The sequence below is a fragment of the Kordia sp. genome (assembly GCF_022447245.1).
In the GTDB taxonomy this organism is placed as follows: domain Bacteria; phylum Bacteroidota; class Bacteroidia; order Flavobacteriales; family Flavobacteriaceae; genus Kordia.
Genome location: NZ_JAKVBC010000019.1, coordinates 32,548 through 51,522, shown reverse-complemented (window position 1 = coordinate 51,522; position 18,975 = coordinate 32,548). Strand labels below are relative to the sequence as shown.

Genomic DNA, 18,975 nt, shown 5'->3' with positions numbered 1-18,975 from the left:
CCGTAGAAACTTCACTTGCTTTTCCAATGTCTTCCTTAAAGTTGAAAAACAAGCATGTAATCAACTGATTACTAAATTTCAATTATACAAATATAGAAAAAAAAATAAATGACTATAAAATATTTCTTAGGAAGTGCGAGAACAAAAGATACTTTTGTGACTATAAATCGTTCAAATTTAGCTCATGTGTTTGCTTTCCTTTAGAGAGTGCAATATAGCTCTGAACACTTCCCAGATATGGAAGTAGAGTTAGTTTTGTAATGATAAATTTTTCATAGGCTTCTACATCTTCTACAACCAATTTTAACAAATAATCAAAGTTTCCAGTAATACGATGGCATTCTACAACTTCAGGAAAAGTATTGATCTGTTTTACAAAACGTTCCAAATAACTGCGCGTATGTCCCTGTAATGTAATACCAATAAAAACGGTTTGTTTTAAACCTAACTTCTTGGCATTCAATAAAGCAACATAATCATCAATATAACCTTCTTTTTCAAGTTTTTTAATGCGTTCAAAAACAGGTGTTGTCGACATCTTTAATTCTTCAGCCAAACTTTTAGTTGTACGATTACTATTTTGCTGTAACAACTTTAAAATTTTCAAATCAATGTGATCTAATTTCATAGGTTTTAGATAAAAAATATAAAAAAGCTACATAAGACAGCTTCTAAAAGAAAAAAATATAATTGAAATTCAAAAATAAAGAAAAAAACACTTCAAATACTAATATAGAGTAGTGTATTTGTTTTTTTTTGATTGAAAAAACAGTATTTTTGTTCGCTTTTTAATATAAAGCAGGACCCTAAATAAAAAACAAACGCTCATGCCTATTGTACCGCTGAAAATGCCCAAAATGGGAGAAAGTATCTCTGAAGCCACTGTTATTAGTTGGATGAAAAATGTTGGAGATACGGTTGAAATTGAAGAAACTATTTTAGAAGTAGCAACGGACAAAGTAGACTCTGAAGTACCGTCACCATGTACTGGTGTGATTACCGAAATTCGTTTTCAACCAAATGATGTAGTACCAGTTGGAGAAATTATTGCACTGATTGATGCTTCTGAAAATGGAGAAATAGCCGCAGAAATTTCTAGAGAAGATCTACAAACTCACGAACCAAAAGCAGCGAGCGTTACAACTTCGAATACTTCAAGCAATCCTGAACCTAAGATTCAACATTCAGAATTCGTACGAAATCCAGATGCCTTTTTATCACCATTAATCGTCAGTATTGCGAAAAAGGAAAATATGACGATTGATGAAGTACAAAGCATTCCAGGAACAGGAGCAGAAGGACGAATTCGAAAAAGTGATGTATTCAACTATTTAAAAAATAGACAATATCCACTGGCGAGTAGACCACAAGTACAAGGCCAACCAACACAGCCAAAAAGTAGTTACAATCCGCCACCAATCAAATTTGTGGAAGGTCATGACAATGTGATCGAAATGGATCGTATGCGTAAAATGATTGCAGACCACATGGTGTACTCAAAACATACATCGCCACATGTAACTGCATACATTGAAATTGATGTAACGAATATGGTGAATTGGCGTGATGCAAACAAAGTAGCATTCCAAGAAAAATACGGACAACGCTTAACGTTTACTCCATTATTTGTTGAAGCAGTGGCAAAAGCAGTCATCGATTTCCCAGGTATCAATGCTTCGGTATCGGAAGACGGAATGAAAATCATAGAACGTAAAGACATTAACATAGGAATGGCTACAGCATTACCAAGTGGAAACTTGATTGTACCTGTAGTAAAAAATGCAGATGATAAAAACTTAAAAGGCTTGGCTTCGGAAGTCAATCATTTGGCTGCTGCGGCAAGAGATAACAAACTCAAACCAGAAGAAATTCAAGGAAGCACGTTTACGATCTCTAATGTTGGAACCTTTGGAAGTTTAATTGGAACACCAATCATCAATCAACCAGAAGTAGCCATCTTAGCATTGGGAATCATCAAAAAACGGCCAGAAGTTATTGAAACAGAAAAAGGAGATGAAATCGCAATTCGTAGCATGATGTATCTATCATTATCATTCGACCATAGAGTTGTTGATGGATATTTAGGCGGATCATTCCTGAGAAAAGTAGGTGATTATCTAGAAGATTTTGACGCAAATCGAAAGATTTGATGTTTGAGCTTGAAATGAAAAGGATTTGTGAATAAGAAAGAACAATACGTCACTTCGAGTGATTTTTCCCAGAAAAATTAGTGTTGACAAGTACTACGAAACGGGAAATAGATATGAGATGTTAGTATTGAGAACAGTCATATCTACAAACAAATCAACAAAAAACAAATACACAAATAACAGGAGCAAAGCGACTACTAAAACAACTAACTAAACTAAAACACTAAAATCCCCGTACGATGATGCAAATGGCACACAAGATTGAAATTACAAAAACTACGGAGTCTAACCTTTCAAAACTCGATTTTGACAACATTCCGTTGGGAAGAACATTTACCGATCACATGTTTATCTGTTCGTATGAAGATGGCGCATGGCAAACACCAAAAATTCAACCGTTAGGAATGATTCCAACGCATCCTGCAGCGATGGCATTACATTACGGTCAGGCTATTTTTGAAGGAATGAAAGCTACCGTAAACGCTGAAGGTGAGCCATTACTATTTCGTCCAGAAGAAAACGCAAAACGATTAAATTTTAGTGCACGTCGTATGGGAATGCCAGAATTTCCAGAAGAATTATTTGTGGAAGGATTAAAGAAAATTGTAGATATGGAACGCGGTTGGATTCCACCACAAGAAGGAAGTGCCTTATACCTGCGTCCATTCATGTATGCAACAGAAGCATTTATTGGAATGCGCGCTGCAACAAGCTATCATTTCATCATCATTGCATCACCAGCAGGACCATTCTTTACAAAACGTATCAAGTTATACGCTGAAACAAAATTCATTCGTGCAGCGGAAGGAGGAACAGGAGAAGCCAAAGCCGCAGGAAACTATGCTGCAGCCATTCGTCCAACGGAAATTGCAAAATCCAAAGGATTCGATCAAGTATTATGGTTAGATGCGCATGAATTTGAATACATTCAGGAAGTAGGAACCATGAATATCTTCTTTAAAATCAATGGGAAATTCATCACGCCAAGTTTAGACGGCGCTATCTTAGATGGAATTACTCGTAAAAGTGTCATTACAATATTAGAAGACAATGGTTATGAAGTAGCGCAACGTCCACTCAAACTTTCCGAAATCATCGAAGCTTCTAACAATGGAAGTTTAGAAGAGGCATTCGGAACAGGAACTGCGGTAGGAATTGCTATGATTCAAGCAATTGGTTATAAAGACACAGAAATTCACGTATCTGACGAAAGTCCAGTAGGGCAATTGGTAATGAACACGATCAATGGTGTTCGTGCAGGAAAACTAGAAGACAAACACAACTGGATGGTTTCAGTTGCGGAATAAATAATTAAGCGTTTCCACAAAAGTACGTTTCAACTCCGCTCAACGTACTTACAAACAACAAACAAAGTACACTGAAAACAAAACAGAGTACACTAAGCGGAGTCGAAGTGAACGGATTAAGATAGATGATCACCTATGAATAAAGAAACACTACAAAAAGGATTCTCATTGCTATGCACTGCTAAGGCAATGGCAACATTATACGAAGACAACTTTAAGCAAGTATCAAAATATGTGCATGCAACCTCACGTGGGCACGAAGCCATTCAATGTGCAGTTGGAATGCAATTGCTTCCGCAAGATTATGCATTTCCATATTACCGAGATGATGCCATGTTGCTATCTATCGGAATGCGTCCGTATGATTTAATGTTACAATTATTAGCAAAAAAAGATGATCCTTTTTCAGGTGGAAGAACCTATTATTCGCATCCAAGTTTAAAGGATATAGATAAACCAAAAATCCCACATCAATCCTCGGCTACAGGAATGCAAACCATTCCGGCAACAGGTGTTGCGATGGGAATGAAATACAAAGAAATTCAAGGTATTGAAGATCAAGCTGCGAAAGATTCTCCATTTGATGATACACGTGATTTAAAACCGATTACCGTGTGTTCTTTAGGTGATGCGTCAGTCACTGAAGGAGAAATTGCTGAAGCCTTTCAAATGGCTGCGTTAAAGCAATTACCAATACTATACTTAGTGCAAGACAATGGTTGGGACATTTCGGCAAATGCCGCTGAAACCAGAGCACAAAATGCTGCAGAGTATGCGGAAGGATTTAAAGGATTAGATGCCGTTTCTATTGATGGCGCTAACTTTATAGAAAGCTATGAAACGCTTGAAAAAGTAATTAAGACTATTCGTGAAGAACGTCGTCCAATCTTAGTACATGCCAAAGTTCCCTTATTAAATCATCATACTTCAGGTGTGCGTATGGAATGGTATCGTGACGATTTGGAAGAAGCACGTTCGCGCGATCCGTATCCAGTAATCAAACAGCAATTATTAGACAATGGTTTCTCAGAAGCTGAGGTCGCAAAAATTGAAGCAGATGCCATCGCACAAGTAAAAGCAAATTTTGACGAAGCAGTACAAGCAGAAGATCCTTCACCAGAGGATTTATTTACACATGATTTTGCACCAACACCAGTAACTACTGAAGTAGGAGAGCGTAGTCCAAAACGAGACGAAAAAGTCGTGATGGTAGACTGTGCTTTATTTGCAGTAGAAGAGTTGATGCGTGAACACAAAGAATGTTTGTTATACGGACAAGATGTTGGAGGACGTTTAGGAGGAGTTTTCCGTGAAGCAGCAACCTTAGCACAAAAATTTGGAGACGATCGTGTATTCAATACGCCAATTCAAGAAGCATTTATCGTAGGTTCTACAGTTGGAATGAGTGCCGTAGGATTAAAACCGATTGTGGAGGTGCAGTTTGCAGATTATATTTGGCCTGGACTCAATCAGTTATTTACAGAAGTAAGTCGTTCCTGTTACTTATCTAACGGAAAATGGCCCGTTTCTATGATTCTACGTGTACCAATTGGTGCCTATGGAAGTGGTGGACCGTATCATTCGTCTTCCGTAGAATCTGTATTAACCAACATTCGCGGAATCAAGATTGCCTATCCAAGTAACGGAGCTGATTTAAAAGGTTTGATGAAAGCTGCATATCACGATCCAAATCCAGTAGTGATCTTAGAACACAAAGGCTTGTATTGGTCAAAAGTACCGGGAACCAAAGGCGCAACTTCTATTGAGCCAGCAGAAGATTATCTATTACCATTTGGAAAAGCCAATGTATTACAAGAAATCTGGAAGCAAGACGACAAAGAAACCATGACGGTGATTACCTACGGAATGGGAACACATTGGGCAATGAATGCTTCTGAAGGACAACGTGAAAACATCGAAATCATCGATTTAAGAACACTATTTCCACTAGATGAAGAAACGATCATAGCATCAGTAAAAAAGACAGGGAAATGCTTGGTAGTAACGGAAGAACCCGTAAATAATTCCTTTGCACGTTCTATTGCAGGAATGATTCAAGAAAAATGTTTCAAATACCTAGATGCACCAGTAATGGTCACAGGTTCCGAAAACATGCCAGCAATTCCATTAAACAGTACATTGGAACAAACAATGATTCCATCTACAGAAAAAGTGAAAGAGAAAATAGAGGAGTTGATGAAATATTAATATCAATTCGGCAATTTGTCAATGTGTTAATTTGACAATGTCCTTACAAAGTAACAAACCCTAAAAGCAGCACTTTTAGGGTTTGTTTTTTATACTATTCTGTGTTTTTAATTTAACTTAAAGAATTCCACTCGGTATTTGGTTGTCGCACAAAAAATTTCCACCACATGAGTGTTGTGTTACGCAATTTTGTAACGTTAAACAATCTTGTTGAGTAGGAGCACAAATAGGTGGTTGTGATGGGCAAAGACAACCTGTAGGACCTGTTGGACAAGCGCCTTCTGTTGGTGATGGCGGATCAGGACAATTCATAAAGGAAAGAGGACAGGCTTCAAATGTATTATTTCCCCCATTTACTTGTTGTGATTGTTTTAAAGATGCAATCCTTGTTTTGGAAAGCTTCAACTTTTTTAATTCGATATTTCTTTTCTTCATAGTTTAAAGTTTAGTGATGAAATTATAAATGCTACAAAAAAAACCTCGAAGTGTTTTTTCGAGGTTTTGGGCATAGTATACGTTTACATATAGATTAAAAACCTCCGCCAGGAAGTTGATTGTCACATAAAAAGTTTCCATCGCAAGTTTGTTGTGTAACACAATTTTCTCGTGTTGGGAAACATGCAGGACCACAACTAAACCCTTGTGTCAAACATTGAGGAAATGTTGGGCAATTATTTGAGGGTTGAGGTGGTGGTACTGAAGTACAGGTATTTTGAACACAAGTATGTGTACATTCAATATCTGAATTACAGCCTGGTCCGACACCAGAACCTCCCATAATTCTTTCTCTTTGTACTAATGAAGCAACATTTGATTTAGTAAGTGTAAGTTTCCCTAAGTTTAAATTCTTTTTTTTCATATTTGAAGTTTTAAGTTATAAGAAAATTACTAAAAATCAATGGAGTATGCCTATGGTAAGTCTATAATAGTGATAAGGTTTTAAGTGCTTTAAAGAGCTGTTAATTACGGAAATTACTTTCAAATGGACTCTTATGGATAGAGATTATAAAAAAAATAACTGTCGTTTCTTTGGTTTAAAAACTGTATCTTTGAGTACCACTCTTCATTTTTATATAATTAAAACCGTATGAACTATTCTAGTAAACTAGGAATAGTGACCTTGTTGTTGCTATTTTTATATTCGTGCACATCTAAAAAGAAGGATGTATTTTTCTATCATTGGAACACTGATTTTGAATTGAATGCTTCAAAAAAGGAAATGTTGAGTGCGCTTGAGAGTAAGAAACTCTATACAAAGTTTTTTGATGTTACTTATTCGGGAAGTAGCAAAGGACCGCTTCCCACAGCAACGATTCAATTTAAAGAAGAAGTTACAAGAGATCAAGAATTGGTGCCTGTCGTATATATTACGAATGAGGTTTTTAAGAAAATGAAGAATGTTTCAGAAGCGGAACAACTGGCAAGAAACATAAGCGATAAAATTGGAAGGTTGGTAAAACGAAATGCCTTGAAAGTAAATGAACTTCAATTTGATTGCGATTGGTCTATGGCTACTCGCGAAAATTACTTTGCATTTTTAGAAGCTATTAAAACACAAGTTTCCTATGCGGACTTGGGAAAACCCAAACTATCGGCAACCATTCGTTTACATCAAGTAAAATATAAAGAGAAGACTGGAATTCCACCTGTAAGTAGTGGTGTTATTATGTTTTATAATGTTGGAGAAGTCACTTCAGTAGAAGAAACAAATTCGATTTTGAATATAGAAATCGTTGACAAATACATCGCTTCCTTAGAAGAGTATCCGCTAGAGTACGATATTGCATTGCCTTTATTTTCTTGGGGAGTTGTTTTTAACCAAGGGAGGTTTCGAAAATTACTAAATGATGTTCCTAGCAGTTCTTTAAAAGGCTTGAAAAAGGAAGGAAATTACTATGCTATGGAAAGCAGCGGTATGTTTGCTGACAATTACTACTTGTATGGTGATGATAAAATACGTTTTGAAACGGTTGATGAACAAAGCTTAACTGAACTTGCCAAGCGTATCAAAAAATATGCTGCGCAGGATTTTAATATTATTTATTATCATATCAATTCCAAAGTAGCAGACGAATATTCTGCAGAAGAAATTAAACAATTAAGCAATAAATTTTAAACGTATGAAAAAGATAGTTGCACTGATAGTATTTCTGCCATTATTCTTGCAGGCAAACATATACAAGTTTAGCTTTTGTGGCGGTTATTATGACATGGGAAGTCGTAGTATCTTATTGTTGGATCAAACCTTGATTTCGGATCCGTCATTATATCCTTTTTTAAATTGTTTAGATAGTACCTTTTGCGCACCTTTTGGAAATGCCACAGAAGTGAATTCTTATGATAATTTGAACGAATGGGAACGCTATTTTGATCATAAACTAGACAAAGAAGCGATTATAAAAGGGTTTTATCGAACTTCTTTTTTAGATTTTGACAAGTTTTTAAAAGATCATACCTCTAAAAATTATGTTCCAAAAAACGAATTAGAACGTTACATACTAGCTTCACCAAACAAAAAAGAATTGCTGCAATATTTCTGGTTTGCTAAAAAATGCGAGTTGATTTACACCGGAAAATACGAATTGGAAAACTCTTGGTATCAAGGAGAAGGTTTTGGGAATAGTGAAAAAGATTTGCAAAAAATGTATCAGGAAGCCGTTGATTTATATGCCAATACACAAGATGCTTTTTTGAAAAATAGAATTGGATTTCAAATCGTTCGCTTAGCTTTTGAATTGGGTAATCCTGCACAAACCAACGAAATGTTTGAAACGTACATGAAGTATGACGAAAACTCAAAATACATTTATTATAGAGCTATGGAACGCAATGCAACCATGTTGTATAAACACGGAAAAAAGGTAGAAAGCTTGCAACAGTTTTGGCAAGTATTTGAAAATCTTCAAGACAGAAAAAGCATTGTTTTCCTGAGTTTGCAGCGTTTGCCTATGCTGGGATTGGATTTGAGTAATCATCCAAGTGAAAACGAATTGGTGCATTTCTTTCAGGGATTTTATGGCAATCACATTGCAGCGTTGCAGGAAATATTAAAAATAAACCCAAATTCTACGTATGCAGAAGTGTTGGCAATGCGTTATTTTGACTCGCTTCATGAAATGTATTTTGGAGGTAATCTCAATAATGAAGAAGATGAGTTGGTATACGATCATCTGTCAAAAGCGGAAACCATTGTTAACAATCAATTAGACAATGCAACGGTAAAAAACAAAGAGCTTTGGTCCATCTTTAAAGGCATCATAGAAATTGCAAAAGAAGATTATGAAGCGGCAACAGCTACATTCTCTAAAACTTATAACAATAAAGCATACAAAAATCAAGCAGACATCTTTGCTTATGTACTAAAAGTATTGAACGTAAAAGAATTTGATATCTATGCTATGGATCGTCTGTTTTTGGAATTAAAAGGAAACAAAAACCTATTCAATAATCATGGTGTACGCGGTTTTTATTTTCGAAAAATATCACAGTTATATGCAGAGAATGATCAAAAAATAATTGGTCAATTTTTATCGTATCAATCCAAACATTACTCAAAAAATAAAGTTGCTAAAAACGATGTACTTACCACAAATTTTGATGCTTCCAACTTCTTTTATGAGCAGCACAAGTATTTAGAAGAAAAAGATTTGTTGAAGCTTAAAGAGCTAATTACGGCTATTTCTAGAACGGAATTGGAGCATTTTATCGTAAGTCTGCTTCCAAAAGATAACGAAGATTTTATCAATGAAATGTTAGGAACGTTTTATTTAAGAGAGAATGATTTGGAGGAAGCTATTATTTATTTTAGTCAAATAAAAAAGCCGAAGCAATTTTACCGAGAAGGAATCCGAAACAGTCTTTTTTCTGCGGCAATCAGAGAGTATTTTAATATCAATTTTTTACAACAAAGCGATCGTTTTCATGAAAACTATAAAGATATTTTTTATGCGCCTGAAATTGACGAAGATCATTATGTAGATAACAAATTGCTACTAGCTAAAACATTGATGAAGCTTGAGGCATTGGCAGAAGAAGATGAGGTAAACGCAGGTGCTTACTATTACATGCTTGGAAATGCTTGGTATAACTTAAGTGAATTGGGTTGGTTTGTAAATACGCTACATTACTTGCATTATGGAAATGATGGTAGAAATGCAGTCAAAGGATATGACGATTGGTCTGATGAAGATGCAGCATTTGATTCGGGAATGTTAGAAAGAGCAACGTTTTATTATGACAAAGCTACAGAGACTACTAGTTCTGACGAGATAAAAGCTAAGGCTACTTTTTTTAAGGCGAAAGCAGCAATGTGTTTTGATGCAATATGGAATGATGGAAATTATACTGTTGGTGATTTTTGTGGAGATCACGCGTCTAATTTTGAAGAATTGAAATCGTACAAAGACACGCAATTCTACCAAGAAGTCATTCGAGAGTGCACGTATTACCAAGCATACTTACAAGGGAATTAGGATATAGATGCTCATATCGAGCTTATAAAAACAAAAATAGTATTACTAAAGAGACAGATTGCCACGTCGCTATACTTCTCGCAAAGACGTATCTAATATCTCTAAAAGCAAAACAATTTTGAATACGTCAGAAACCTGAACGTCTGATCGAGTGAAATTCTAGAATAAAATTTTGTGTCGAGATCTGCGTAGGAGCACTAGATTTTCAAAGTACTTCTCGATACAATTCTTCTTCATGTCATTCCGAAAAACCACTCGAAGTGACGTTAAGTATATATAACAAGTCTAACAATCTAAGTCAATCCAAGCACAAAGCAAGTCTAATTAATAATCGTCTTAATCAGCTTATCATTTTTATAAATATACTGTTCTAGGATTTTTCCTTGTTCATCATAAATGGTGTATTCTCCATGAAAAAGTCCTTGCTTATAATAGTACTCTTCTTTGATAGTGCCATTTTCATAGTACTCTTTCCAAGGACCTTCCGCTAAACCTTTATCGCGATATATTCCTTCAATTTCAATCGCTCCAGACTCATAATAAGTGGTGCTTTTTCCAAACTTTAAACCGTCTTTGTAATTGTTTACAATCTTTTTATTTCCGTTCGGATAATAATAAATCTGTTCGCCATCCACTATTTTTCCATTTTTATATTCAGTACGATAATGCAAAGCGCCACCACTGTGAAATTCCTCACAAATACCATTCTTAACACCTTTTACATATTTATCAATCCCAAGGACTTCTCCATCGGTATGAAAGCGATACATTACCTCTTCTAAGACACCATTTTTGTAGAAGGAAGCAGTAGTAAATACATTTTCATCATTAAACGTAAGCCATATTCCTTCACGCTTTCCATTCTTTATAAGACCATAATATTCTTCTAAAATTTGCCCTTTTGATCGCGGATCGTATTTTTTTTCAACAGTAACTTCTGATAGTTTGACTCTTCGTTTTTTACCATTTTCATAAACAAACGATTTGTGTTTTCCATTGCGTTTGTATTTGAAAAATAACCCATCTTTTTCTCCATTTGTAAGCGTTCCTATTTCTTTGACACGATCTTTACGATCTAATTTGATATAAAAGTCACTTTGCGCGACAGCCATATTTGTGTAGATGAACAAAACAATGAGTGTGAAAAATACTTTTTGAATCATAGATATTGTGTGAATTTTTAAAAGTAAATATATAAAATGTACGGCAAGAAATGTATAATAAAAGCTTAAAACGTTGTACTGGTATATATGTAAACGTAAGTTCAATATAGCTTTGTTGTTATGGAACTAATTGTATGTAACTTTTTGAAAATGTAAAATCGAGCGCAGTCGAAATTCAATTAAAACACATACTTTTCTCATCTTCTCAATTGCGCTCCAATGCACAATTAGTTACTTTTTAGAAGCATTATTTTTCTTTTCATATTCCTGAAGTTTTTTTGCGAATTTAGGAAAAATGCTATTGTAATTTGTATAATAACCTTCACGAATAATATGAGGATTTTTCATCTTTTTCCAATAACACTTATTGGTGAGTTTTACAGATGGAACTGTATGCGAAGAAACCGAACTTGGATCTAGAAGCCATGAGATATTAATTAAGTCCCAAATATTCCATATTTGTCCAAAAAGATCATTTTTATCTTTTCCATACCAAGTAAACAACTGATTGTTCATATATCTTTTGTAGAGTGTTTTTCCAATAGGACCAGAGTTTTTAAACCAATTTTTAGCATCTACTTGCGATAAACCAAGTTGCTGACCTATGTAAAAACCAGGAATATACACAAGTGGAACGCCACTACTAAATAAGAGTTGAGAAGCCAATATATCTTGTGTCATATTGAAAGAAGTATTTTCGAGATTGGTTATATTGGTAGGATAACCAGCGTCCCAGATAAACACTACTTTATCTTTAATATCGGGAGCAAGCATGAGCGCAGAAGCCAAATTGGTGCACAGGCAATACCTAATACATAAATAGAATCATAGGTACTTGCATTTCGTGCTAAATCGATCAAATGCGTTACGGCTTCGCTTCTTTCAGGACAATTATTCTGTATGTAATTTGTAGCTCATTTGTAGATTGGAATATCTAACTCAGGAAATAGTTTCATGAATTTCTTCAATTCCTTATAACTGCGTTCCATTCCTTGTTTTGGTGTCAAGGAAACATGACTTCCTTTTTTTAGTAAATCTTTTGGATCGACACCTAGTTTTTCAATCGCTTCAATTTGACTCTTGTATTTATCAACAAGTGCTTGTTCTGCATCTGTCAAATTTTCTGCGTTAGATTTTATCAATTCATTGGCTGATAAAAGTGCTTTTAATCGTTCCAAAAAAGAAAAAGGCGCTGCATAAATAGCTTCTACATTAATTTTATCATTGGGCAAAAACAAATAGGTTAATGCAAAAAATAATCAATTTCGTTCGCAAAGTCTGTATCGACAACCACTCGAAGTGGTTTTGTTCTTTCACCAGGTAGCTGCAATAAACTTTCTAATTGTTTGTGGGTAGGTTTGTCCATAGAAATAGATTTTAGTTATATACATCTGTTGAAATTATGCTTTTTAAAGCATTTCTACACAGTGTTTTGCGTTTTATTTGATTCTAGTGAATATAATTTTGTCTGATCTGCTATCATATATATGCTTTGTTGCTTTTAAAGAAATTGTATCTCCACTGAATTCTCCCCAAATTGAATTATAAGTATCAAATGAAATTAGTACATTTTTATTGAGTTTGGAACTGTCAAAATCTGTAACTTCAAGCAACTCATCTGAATATTGGAAGTCATAAAACATCAAGTCATCAATACCATTTTGATTTGCCCCTTTATTAACTGTTTTTGATAAGAAATATGTATAAGAGGTTTTAGTGGAATCAGGCGATATTTTAAGTGCTTTACCATGATAAAACACATCAGATCCTATAATAGTTAGATATTGCGCTCCAGCATTGTCAGGATGTGTCAATTGATATTCAATCCTTTCTGTATTTGAACATGAGGCAAGTAGTATAATCGAACAAATTAAATATTTTATCATAATCGTTTAAGTCTAATTATGTGTGTGTTTAGTTGTTTTCTAACGCAAAACTAATTTTCCAATTCACGCCAAATTTGTCCATGCAAATTCCATAATATGAACCCCAAAATTGCTTCTCCATGGGAAGTTTGATTGATCCATCTTTTGAAAGCGCATTAAAAATACTATCTGCTTCTTCTTTACTTTTTGTACTGACAATTAGTGAGAAAAATGCAGCAGCATTTTGATCTTTCTTGTTAGGATCAATCACATCAGCTCCCATTAAAAAAGTTTCCTCGCTAATTGGCAATGTAGCATGCATAATATGTTCATCTTTACAATTCAGAAAATGTTGTCTTGCGGCTTCAGGAACATCTTTATAGCGTTCCATATAGGTGATTTCTTTTTTGAAAACATCTTTGTAAAACTCAAACGCTTTTTCACAATTTCCATTAAAATATAAGTAGGTGTTCACTATTGCCATGATGCTAGATTTTCATAATGTCTTGTTCTGATGTAGCAAAACTTTCAGACATATTATAAATATATAAAGAATTGTGACGCTATTCGTTTATTTATATTTTGAGCGATGGTTATTTTTTTAGAATATCTACGGCTTGCTCTATCCAGTCTTTATCATTATTAAAGTAATACTTAGGCGGAATTCCATCAGCTTCATACTTTCTTTGATGGCTGTATCGCGTCATGGTACAACCCAATTCAAAGTTGAAGTTTGGTGTGTTTACTCCAGAAATTTCTCCATAGCCAACATATCCTCCAGAGTTTTCTCCCACAATAATGGCTTTATCACTTTCCATTGCCCAAAATAATAGACTCTCACAAGAACTTGCACAATACTTATTTATCATAATTACTACTTTTTTAGGATTCTCTAAAACAGTATCAAGGGTTACTGTTTCTCCGGTTCCTCTTGGAATAAATGTTTTGTTAGGAACCGATTTCATGGTTTCTATCTCTTCCTTAACTCCTTTTAAAAACTCTTTGCTAAAGTTTGCAGTATCATTTTTCATATCGTTATACCACTCCAAAAACTTTCGTGTGTTTTGTTTGGTAGCATACACATCTACTTTATCCGTTTGAAAAGGCTTTGTGTATATGTACTTCAGTAATGGACTTGCGCAGGCATCACTACCACCACCATTATTCCGTACATCAATAATTAGGTAGGGTTTTGCTTGTATTTTGGCATCGTGTTGCTCGTAAAATTCAGAAATTTTAGCGAACCAATTTCCGCTAAATGTTGGGATATACATATAGTTTGTCTCTTCATCAATTTCTTTGAATGTTAATTCTCTAGTTGTGACATCAATATTGTATGATTTTCTTTCTTTTAGTTGTGTATTAAACCAACTATCATTGAGGATACCATTGGTGGTGAGTTTTACATTTTTATAATATCGTAAAGAATGGTTTCTCATGTACATAAACATATCGTATGTATTCTCCTTTACCTTCTTTAGTTCGAACTTTACTTGTCCTTTTTTCCAAAGTGATGTTTTTGAATCGATAATAACACCTACATAATCTCTAAATTCATTTTCATTTTTTACAATAGCTACAGTATACGCTGCATCTTTTGTTTGGTATTGATTTTCAATGTCCTGAATAGGATTGTTGATGTTTAGATTGATATTTTGAAAAATTTCACGATTCTTAAAAAGATCTGATATCAGGAATTTATTCACCTCTTCCTCATTACTTTCATCTACATTAAAAGACTTATTTGTATAAATTGAAGAATGATTGTCCTTAAAAAACTCTACATATACCAATAGGGTTTTAAAGCATAAATCTTCGTCATTGCAATAATTTTTAGCTTGATTGTATAGTTTTTCCTTGAATTTGGTGTATGCTGCTAGGTTATCTTCAGTGACATTGTCCGTAAATCCAGGCAAGTTTTCTTCATAGTAGTTTGCAACAAACTCAAACTCTTTTTGACATTCGCAATCTTGAGCTGTTGCTAGTTTAACAATCATCAAAAATAGCAAGGCGGTAAAGTAATGTTTCATAAAATACGTTTTTACTAAGGACAATTAGTATTGTAATTTGTTACAGTTGTTTTGAAGATTTGTATCAAAAACGTTACTAATTAATTAGGAAAAAAGTTCTTAGATCTATTTCTGATTATAAAATATCAAAAGTAAAGGAGGTTTTCATTAAAACCACAGTAGGTTTCGATCAAAACCAAAGGAGGAAAAGGTGAAAACCTACGGTGCTTTTTATCAAAAGGAAAGGAGAAAAAGAAGAGAAGTTGCTATGCTCAAGTGTAGAAAATCTGAGTACAGCAGCAGAAAAACTGAGCAGCGGAGCACAAAAAACGCTGCACTGCTGCAAAAATGACGTTAAAGCATAAAAAAACCTCGAAAGTTGCCTTCCGAGGTTTTCTGTTTCTATGTGAATTATGTATCTACTGAGCGTCTGCTACAGGTGGATATTCTTTCATGATTTCTTCTACAAATTCTTGGATACGCGCTTCTTTCTTTTCAATGTTTCCACGGTCTCCTATTAAGTTACCAGCGCCTCTTCCTTGCCATACCAATTCTTTTTTCTTTGTATCAATCAAGTCAATATACAAAACGCCTTCAACACGAGAAGTTACCCATGCGGAGTTTCCTCCCCATATCCAAGGGTTCCAACCCCAGCCACCAAAGCCTAATCCACCGCCCCAGCCCCAGCCGAAGTTGTTGTTTACATTGATGCGCTTGTTCGCTTTGGTCATAATATTTACTAGAATATCTGGATTGTCAGACTTTACAAATCCTCTAGCAAGCATCTCTTTTTCTATAGAACGTAGAATTCTTTTTTTATCCAAATCTGAAATCTCAGCTTTGTCGATTCCAGTTTTATAAAACGCAAATGTTTTATACGATTTAAAATCAGCTTCTTGGTCGTAGTCGGCAACCACTCTAACCGAAATACAAGAAGTAACGAATAGTAGTAATGCAACTACTGGCAATAGTAATTTTAATTTTTTCATATCACTGCTTTTTTTGGGTTACTATATTATTTAAAATGTTAATGTATTCAATAATCTAGATTTTAATGTTCCGAGGCTTGCCTCGATATTCATCAAATATGAATTCTTTATTCGTGCCTCGGAAACTTGTCTCGAGGTGATTTATTTTAGCAAAGCATCATCTACGATATTTGGAAGCGTCACTTTTAAATTTGGTTCGACTTCCATAGCGCGTTTAATGGCAAAGATTGCTTCTTCATTTCGAGCCCAACTTCTTCTAGCAATTCCATTATTTACATCCCAAAATAACATAGAATGTAGTCGCCTTGATGCTTCCTTAGTACCATCAAGAACCATGCCGAATCCACCATTCATTACTTCGCCCCAACCGACGCCTCCACCATTGTGAATAGAAACCCAAGTAGCACCTCTAAAACTGTCTCCAATAACATTATGAATAGCCATATCTGCCGTGAATTTTGAACCATCATAAATGTTGGAAGTCTCACGATATGGAGAATCTGTTCCAGAAACATCATGGTGATCACGCCCTAAAATTACAGGTCCTATGTCGCCTCTTTCTATAGCTTCATTAAAAGCTTGCGCAATTTTCATACGACCTTCCGCATCTGCATACAATATACGTGCTTGCGATCCTACGACTAATTTATTTTGCTGAGCACCTTTAATCCAACGAATATTATCTGCCATTTGCTGCTGAATTTCTATTGGTGAAGCTTTCATAATTTCTTCCAATACTTCACAGGCAATTTGATCAGTTTTTGCTAAATCTTCTGGCTTTCCAGATGCACAAACCCAACGGAAAGGTCCAAAACCGTAATCGAAACACATAGGTCCCATGATGTCTTGTACATAACTTCGGTATTTAAAATCGATTTCGTTTTCCGCCATAATATCAGCACCTGCACGAGAAGCTTCTAATAAGAACGCATTTCCGTAATCGAAAAAGTAGGTTCCTTTTTCAGCATGTTTGTTCACAGCAGCTGCATGTCTGCGTAAGGTTTCTTGTATTTTTTCTTTGAAAAGTGCTGGATTGTTTGCCATCATATCGTTCGACTCTTCATAGGTAAGTCCAATCGGATAATAACCACCAGCCCAAGGATTGTGTAAGGAAGTTTGATCGCTTCCTAAATCAACAAAAATATGTTCTTCGTCAAATTTCTCCCAAACATCCACAATATTTCCTTGGTAGGCGATAGACACAACTTCTTTGTTCGCTTTTGCAGCATTCACTCTGCTCACCAATTTGTCTAAATCGTGAATCACTTCATCTACCCAACCTTGTGAGTGACGCGTTTCAGTGACTTTCGGGTTTACTTCTGCACAAACAGTGATACAACCTGCAATGTTTCCAGCTTTTGGTTGCGCTCCACTCATTCCCCCTAATCCGGCAGTTAGGAATAATTTTCCTTCTAAACCTTCACCATTTTTAGAAATTTTTCGTCCGCCATTCAATACGGTGATGGTCGTTCCATGCACAATTCCTTGCGGACCAATATACATATAACTTCCAGCAGTCATTTGCCCGTATTGTGTGACACCTAGCGCGTTGAATTTTTCCCAGTCATCAGGTTGTGAATAGTTAGGAATCATCATTCCATTAGTAATTACAACTCTTGGAGCATCTTTGTGCGAAGGAAATAGTCCTAATGGATGTCCAGAATACATCACTAAGGTTTGCTCATCGTTCATTTCTGCCAAATACTGCATTACCAACAAGTATTGTGCCCAGTTTTGGAATACGGCACCATTTCCGCCAGACGTTATCAATTCATGTGGATGTTGAGCAACGGCATAATCCAAATTATTTTGAATCATCAACATAATGGCTTTTGCTTGCGTTGATTTTCCTGGATACTCATCTATCGGACGTGCATACATTTTATAATCTGGACGAAAACGATACATATAGATTCTTCCATAAGTTTCGAGTTCGTTTTTGAATTCTGGTAGTAAAACTTCGTGGTGTTTTTTATCAAAATAGCGCAATGCGTTTCGCAAGGCTAATTTCTTTTCTTCTACAGATAATATTTCTTTACGCTTTGGCGCATGATTGATTGTTGTATCGTACGGTTTTGGATTTGGTAATTCGTTAGGGATTCCTTGTAAGATATGTTCTTTTACTGTCATTTTGTATTTTAATTATGTGGTCATTCGTTATGCTAAAAACTTGTGAGTTCATAGCAAATGCTAGGGATAACGAATATCTACACGGTGAAAATGTGCAGTAGCTTTTTTATATTTCATAAAGATAGAATCCATGGAATGTTATTTTCTTTTTTTATTAAATCCATAAGGGCAATGTCTGCAACCACTTTCGCAGCAATAGCCTCTTTTTAGGTGAAACTGTTCTGTAAACACCTTATAGCCTTCGGGCGAAAGATAAAAATCGCCTTCTTCAATGGGAATTAATTTCTTCATTTCGACAAAGGTACTTAAATTGGCGTACATTTTGAATTACTTAACGTATGGTTTTTATATCAAAATATATAGTGCCTAGAGGTTTTCGAGGAATTACATTGTTTCCGTTTATTTTTTTACGAGATAAAGAAGATAAAGGGAATGCTGTTTTGGTATATCATGAGCGCATCCATTTGCGACAACAACTCGAATTGTTGATTCTTCCTTTTTATGTATTCTATGTGACGGAATGGTTAATTCGACTCTGTTATTATCGCAATCGTCACAGAGCTTATATTAATATCAGTTTTGAGCGAGAAGCGTATGACAATGAAGCTGACTTTAGGTATTTGAAACGGCGTGGCTTGTTTCGGGATCTTCGGTATATGTAATCAATTGAGTTAACTCATTC

Annotated in this window: 19 protein-coding genes; 6 read left to right on the top strand and 13 right to left on the bottom strand. The window is 35.1% G+C overall.

Translation table 11 applies throughout. The annotated features are described in order from the left end of the window. Nucleotides 1-160: 160 nt before the first annotated feature. A complete protein-coding gene (locus tag MK119_RS13815) occupies nucleotides 161-628 on the bottom strand; it encodes an Lrp/AsnC family transcriptional regulator (RefSeq protein ID WP_290679853.1) in 468 nt (155 codons plus the stop codon). A gap of 199 nt (nucleotides 629-827) precedes the next feature. Between MK119_RS13815 and MK119_RS13810 the strand changes: the two genes are divergently transcribed. The 3 genes from MK119_RS13810 to MK119_RS13800 all read left to right on the top strand — a co-directional run bounded on the left by MK119_RS13810 (nucleotide 828) and on the right by MK119_RS13800 (nucleotide 5,665). Then, nucleotides 828-2,150 (top strand): dihydrolipoamide acetyltransferase family protein, encoded by a 1,323-nt coding sequence (locus MK119_RS13810; RefSeq protein WP_290679851.1) that lies wholly within the window; start codon nucleotides 828-830, stop codon nucleotides 2,148-2,150. Nucleotides 2,151-2,398: 248 nt separating this feature from the next. Then, the gene (locus MK119_RS13805; protein ID WP_290679849.1) at nucleotides 2,399-3,457 is read left to right on the top strand and encodes a branched-chain amino acid aminotransferase; all 1,059 of its coding nucleotides are present in this window, start codon (nucleotides 2,399-2,401) and stop codon (nucleotides 3,455-3,457) included. 135 nt (nucleotides 3,458-3,592) lie between these two features. Continuing rightward, entirely contained in the window at nucleotides 3,593-5,665 is a 2,073-nt protein-coding gene (locus MK119_RS13800; RefSeq protein ID WP_290679847.1) for an alpha-ketoacid dehydrogenase subunit alpha/beta, read from the top strand. A gap of 117 nt (nucleotides 5,666-5,782) precedes the next feature. Here the strand turns inward: MK119_RS13800 and MK119_RS13795 are convergent, their stop codons facing one another. Beyond that, complete coding sequence (locus MK119_RS13795; RefSeq protein ID WP_290679845.1) at nucleotides 5,783-6,100, bottom strand: hypothetical protein; 318 nt, start codon at nucleotides 6,098-6,100, stop codon at nucleotides 5,783-5,785. 94 nt (nucleotides 6,101-6,194) lie between these two features. Next, nucleotides 6,195-6,524: a hypothetical protein gene (locus MK119_RS13790; protein ID WP_290679843.1), complete on the bottom strand. Its 330-nt coding sequence runs from the start codon at nucleotides 6,522-6,524 to the stop codon at nucleotides 6,195-6,197. A gap of 228 nt (nucleotides 6,525-6,752) precedes the next feature. Here MK119_RS13790 and MK119_RS13785 point away from each other — a divergent pair, with 228 nt between their 5' ends. Next, nucleotides 6,753-7,781 (top strand): hypothetical protein, encoded by a 1,029-nt coding sequence (locus MK119_RS13785; protein WP_290679841.1) that lies wholly within the window; start codon nucleotides 6,753-6,755, stop codon nucleotides 7,779-7,781. Between the two features lie 4 nt (nucleotides 7,782-7,785). After that, nucleotides 7,786-10,137: a hypothetical protein gene (locus MK119_RS13780; protein WP_290679839.1), complete on the top strand. Its 2,352-nt coding sequence runs from the start codon at nucleotides 7,786-7,788 to the stop codon at nucleotides 10,135-10,137. Between the two features lie 320 nt (nucleotides 10,138-10,457). Here MK119_RS13780 and MK119_RS13775 read toward each other — a convergent pair whose 3' ends face one another. The 10 genes from MK119_RS13775 to MK119_RS13730 all read right to left on the bottom strand — a co-directional run bounded on the left by MK119_RS13775 (nucleotide 10,458) and on the right by MK119_RS13730 (nucleotide 18,584). Next, nucleotides 10,458-11,300, bottom strand: a complete 843-nt coding sequence (locus tag MK119_RS13775) for a toxin-antitoxin system YwqK family antitoxin (protein WP_290679837.1) — start codon at nucleotides 11,298-11,300, stop codon at nucleotides 10,458-10,460. 231 nt (nucleotides 11,301-11,531) lie between these two features. Next, a complete protein-coding gene (locus MK119_RS13770; RefSeq protein WP_290679835.1) occupies nucleotides 11,532-12,074 on the bottom strand; it encodes a hypothetical protein in 543 nt (180 codons plus the stop codon). Between the two features lie 140 nt (nucleotides 12,075-12,214). After that, the gene (locus MK119_RS13765) at nucleotides 12,215-12,532 is read right to left on the bottom strand and encodes a hypothetical protein (RefSeq protein ID WP_290679833.1); all 318 of its coding nucleotides are present in this window, start codon (nucleotides 12,530-12,532) and stop codon (nucleotides 12,215-12,217) included. Between the two features lie 11 nt (nucleotides 12,533-12,543). Then, nucleotides 12,544-12,666 carry a hypothetical protein gene (locus MK119_RS13760; RefSeq protein ID WP_290679831.1) on the bottom strand — a complete coding sequence of 41 codons (123 nt, stop codon included), beginning with the start codon at nucleotides 12,664-12,666 and terminating at the stop codon, nucleotides 12,544-12,546. A gap of 73 nt (nucleotides 12,667-12,739) precedes the next feature. Continuing rightward, nucleotides 12,740-13,114 carry a hypothetical protein gene (locus MK119_RS13755; protein ID WP_290679829.1) on the bottom strand — a complete coding sequence of 125 codons (375 nt, stop codon included), beginning with the start codon at nucleotides 13,112-13,114 and terminating at the stop codon, nucleotides 12,740-12,742. A 100-nt stretch (nucleotides 13,115-13,214) separates the two neighbouring features. After that, nucleotides 13,215-13,649, bottom strand: coding sequence for a VOC family protein (locus MK119_RS13750; protein ID WP_290679827.1), 435 nt, complete (start codon nucleotides 13,647-13,649; stop codon nucleotides 13,215-13,217). A 109-nt stretch (nucleotides 13,650-13,758) separates the two neighbouring features. Continuing rightward, nucleotides 13,759-15,195, bottom strand: a complete 1,437-nt coding sequence (locus tag MK119_RS13745) for a S41 family peptidase (RefSeq protein ID WP_290679825.1) — start codon at nucleotides 15,193-15,195, stop codon at nucleotides 13,759-13,761. Nucleotides 15,196-15,593: 398 nt separating this feature from the next. After that, on the bottom strand, nucleotides 15,594-16,163 hold the full coding sequence (locus tag MK119_RS13740; RefSeq protein WP_290679823.1) for a DUF4136 domain-containing protein: 570 nt from the start codon (nucleotides 16,161-16,163) through the stop codon (nucleotides 15,594-15,596). A 141-nt stretch (nucleotides 16,164-16,304) separates the two neighbouring features. After that, a complete protein-coding gene (locus MK119_RS13735; protein WP_290679821.1) occupies nucleotides 16,305-18,293 on the bottom strand; it encodes a urocanate hydratase in 1,989 nt (662 codons plus the stop codon). 138 nt (nucleotides 18,294-18,431) lie between these two features. Beyond that, nucleotides 18,432-18,584, bottom strand: coding sequence for a DUF5522 domain-containing protein (locus MK119_RS13730; protein WP_162200418.1), 153 nt, complete (start codon nucleotides 18,582-18,584; stop codon nucleotides 18,432-18,434). A 47-nt stretch (nucleotides 18,585-18,631) separates the two neighbouring features. Between MK119_RS13730 and MK119_RS13725 the strand changes: the two genes are divergently transcribed. Further along, nucleotides 18,632-18,955: a hypothetical protein gene (locus MK119_RS13725; protein ID WP_290679818.1), complete on the top strand. Its 324-nt coding sequence runs from the start codon at nucleotides 18,632-18,634 to the stop codon at nucleotides 18,953-18,955. Nucleotides 18,956-18,975 lie beyond the last annotated feature (20 nt).